The 3,185-nt window shown below is 70.4% G+C and carries 5 protein-coding genes; 3 read left to right on the top strand and 2 right to left on the bottom strand.

The annotated features are described in order from the left end of the window. The first annotated feature begins 62 nt into the window (after window positions 1-62). From B3T77_RS01385 to B3T77_RS01375, 3 genes are read left to right on the top strand one after another with little or no spacing between them, the layout of a single operon-like run. A complete protein-coding gene (locus B3T77_RS01385) occupies window positions 63-1,235 on the top strand; it encodes a phage portal protein (protein WP_292076418.1) in 1,173 nt (390 codons plus the stop codon). After that, the gene (locus tag B3T77_RS01380; RefSeq protein ID WP_292076416.1) at window positions 1,232-1,465 is read left to right on the top strand and encodes a hypothetical protein; all 234 of its coding nucleotides are present in this window, start codon (window positions 1,232-1,234) and stop codon (window positions 1,463-1,465) included. Before B3T77_RS01385 ends, B3T77_RS01380 begins: the two co-directional genes overlap by 4 nt. 17 nt (window positions 1,466-1,482) lie before the next feature. Further along, entirely contained in the window at window positions 1,483-1,926 is a 444-nt protein-coding gene (locus B3T77_RS01375) for an HK97 family phage prohead protease (RefSeq protein WP_292076413.1), read from the top strand. On the opposite strand, the gene B3T77_RS01370 is transcribed toward B3T77_RS01375, so the two are convergent. Continuing rightward, window positions 1,913-2,695, bottom strand: a complete 783-nt coding sequence (locus B3T77_RS01370) for a hypothetical protein (RefSeq protein WP_292076412.1) — start codon at window positions 2,693-2,695, stop codon at window positions 1,913-1,915. The genes B3T77_RS01375 and B3T77_RS01370 overlap by 14 nt on opposite strands. Before the next feature lie 38 nt (window positions 2,696-2,733). Continuing rightward, complete coding sequence (locus tag B3T77_RS01365) at window positions 2,734-3,060, bottom strand: hypothetical protein (protein WP_292076411.1); 327 nt, start codon at window positions 3,058-3,060, stop codon at window positions 2,734-2,736. Between the last annotated feature and the right edge of the window lie 125 nt (window positions 3,061-3,185).

The following is a 3,185-nucleotide window of genomic DNA, read 5'->3' as shown; positions in this document are numbered from 1 at the left end:
CCTCCACCGCTTCGCGGTCCCCCTCCCCCGCTGGCGGGGGAGGATATGAAAAGGAGATTGCGATGGTTTGGATCCGGTGGCCGTTCGGCCAGGCGGGGCGCGTGGGCGCGCCTGAGGGTAAGGAGAGCCGGGCGGTCGGGGTGATCGCCTTGTCGGGGGTGGGGCGGCCGCGGTGGACGCCCAACGACTACGCCAGCCTGGCGCGCGAGGGGTATCAGAAGAATGCGGTGGCCTATCGCTGCATCCGCATGATCGCCGAGGCGGCGGCGGCTGCGCCGTTCGCGGTGTTCGTGGACGGGGCGCGCGACGAGGCGCATCCGCTGGCGAAACTGATGCGTCGGCCCAATCCCGAGCAGTCGGGGGCGGAGCTGATGGAGGCGGTCTATGGCGCGCTGCAGGTGTCGGGCAACGCCTATGTCGAGGCGACCGGCGATGCGGATGGAGACGGGGCGCCGGACGAGCTGTGGGCGCTGCGGTCGGATCGGGTGAAGGTGGTTCCGGGCCGATCAGGCTGGCCCGAGGCGTGGGATTATTCCGTGGACGGACGGTCGGTGCGGATCGGGCGGGCGGCGGACGGCTGGGCGCCGGTCATGCACCTGAAGCTGTGGCACCCGCTGGACGACTGGTACGGGCTGTCGCCGATGGAGGCGGCGGCGCAAGGGGTGGACGCGCACAATGCGGCCGGCGCGTGGAACAAGGCCCTGCTGGACAATGCGGCGCGGCCGTCGGGGGCGCTGGTCTATGGGGCGAGGAACGGCGAGCGGCTGACGGACGGGCAGTTCGAGGCGCTGAAGGATCAGTTGTCGAACGTCTATGCCGGGGCGACCAACGCCGGGCGGCCGATCCTGCTGGAGGGCGGGATGGACTGGAAGCCGCTGAGCCTGACGCCGGCGGAAATGGATTTCACGGCCGGCAAACATGCGGCGGCGCGCGAGATCGCCCTGGCCTTCGGGGTTCCGCCGCAGCTGCTGGGGATTCCGGGCGATGCGACCTACGCCAACTATCGCGAGGCCAATGCGGCCTTCTGGCGACAGACGGTGATCCCGCTGGTGCGGAAGGCGGCGGGGGCGATGACGGGCTGGCTGGGCGAGCGGTTCGCGGGGTGCGAAATCCGGGCGGACCTGGATGCGGTCTCGGCGCTGCAGCCCGAGCGGGACGCCCTGTGGGCGCGGCTGGAGGCGGCGAGCTTCCTGACCGACGAAGAGCGTCGGCGGATGGCGGGGTTGGGGGCATGACCGAACATCATATCCGGCGCGTGCCGACGGCGCTGCTGATCGCCGTCGTTGTGCAGACGGTGGGCGGCCTGGTCTGGGCCGGGGGCGCCGCGGCGCGGATCGCGACGCTGGAGCAGCGGGTCGGGGAGCAGAGGCTGGTCGCCGAACGGCTGGCACGGCTGGAGGTCCAGGGCGAGGCGATGGCGGCGGCTGTGGAGCGGATCGAGCGGCGGTTGGAGGGCGGGGCGTGAGTGGTGAATCGCGAGCGGTGACTCGGCAGAAGCATTCACGAGTCACGATTCACCACTCACCCCTCCAAATCGAAGGCTACGCCTCGCTGTGGGGCGTGGCGGATCTGAACGGGGACGTGGTGCAGGCGGGGGCCTTTGCGGACAGTCTGGCCAAGACCGGCACCGAGGGGGTGCGGATGCTGAACCAGCACGATGCGCGGGCGCCGGTCGGGGTCTGGGAGCAGATCGTCGAGGATGCGCGCGGCCTGGTCGTGCGCGGCCGGATCGAGGACTGGTCGGCCGAGGCGCGGTTCGCCGGGGCGTTGAGCCGAGCCGGGGCGCTGGATGGTCTGTCGATCGGATACCGCACGGCGCGGGCCCGGCGTCAGGGGCGGCTGCGGGTGCTGAGCGGGGTCGAGTTATGGGAGGTGTCGCTGGTGACGTTTCCGATGCTGCCGGGGGCGCGGTTCAGTTTGGCTTGAGGGCCTGGAAAGCGCCGCTGCGGTAGAGGGTTTCGGCGAGGGCGGCCATCTGGTCGCGGCCCTTCTTGCCGTGGAGATAGCGCAAGGCCCAGCCGGCGAGCACCAGGCCGAAGATCCAGCCGACGTGCAGCACCAGGTGGGCGAAAAGGACGAAGACGGCCGCCAGCGCATAGGCGCCGAGATAGACCAGGGCCAGCTGGCCGCCGCGCGAGGCCGTGGGGTTGGACAGGCCGGCGATTATCTCGGCCAGACCCGGTGAGGCGGCGGCGGACGGCAGGGCGTGATCCGAGGGCTTTGACGCCGGTTGGGGCGCGGGTCTGGATTGCTTTTGCGGCGTGGCCTGGGCGGCGGGTGCAGCGGCCGGTCGGGCGGGTTTTGGCCTGGGCGGGATCGGATCCGGCGTGCGCCGGGCGGGACGGAACAAGATCGAGCGGCCGGCTTCGTCGACGGTGAAGACCTCTTCGAAGGCGGTGGTCGAGAAGTCGATGGCGCGGGTGTCCTGGCCATAGCTCTGGCCATGCAGGGCCGTCAGCCGTCCTTGGCGCAGCTCGATCTGAAAGCCGACGGGGTCGGGCAGGCCGGCGACCATCGCATGGACCGTGCCGAACAGACCCGTGGCGTCCGGGTTGGCGACCGCGCGGTCCGCGTCGACGACGATCTGGGAATAGAGGCCGGCGCCGGTGTTGCGACGCAAGCCCGGCGAACTGGCGGCGACCTGGGCGCGCAGGTCCGGCACGCTGTCGCCCATCTGCCAAATCATGGCGTCCATGACGGCGCTTTCGAGGGACGTCAGGTGGGACATGGGCGCTAGGACGACTTGGATGCAGCGTTGCGACGCAGCATCAAAACCACGATGCCGACGATCAGGACGAGTATGGCGATCTGGGCCGCGCGGTAGGGCAGGCCGCTTTCGCCCTCAGCCTCGGCGCCGCGATGCAGGGCGGTCAGGACGATATCGGCAATCGTGTAGACGATGACCGGAAGGCCGATGGTCGCCGCCCATGGCCAGCGGGCCACACGTCGTGGCCCTGCTGAAAGCGTGCCGGGCGGGAAGAGCATCGCGAAAAGGATCAGCGCGGCTGCATGAAGCAGCGGGCTGTAGAGATCGGCTTCGACGAAGATCGGCGCGGGCATGACGCGAGCCTAGCGGTCGCCAGAAGCCGCCGCAATCACAGGTTTCGGGTGGTCGATGACGGCCGCTCGCGAAATGGGAAGGTCGCGCTGCGGCCGCCCCCTCCACCGCCTTCGGCGGTCCCCCT

The organism is Brevundimonas sp. UBA7838, assembly GCF_002500885.1.
GTDB lineage: Bacteria > Pseudomonadota > Alphaproteobacteria > Caulobacterales > Caulobacteraceae > Brevundimonas > Brevundimonas vesicularis_C.
This window is presented reverse-complemented; position numbering and strand designations above follow the sequence as displayed.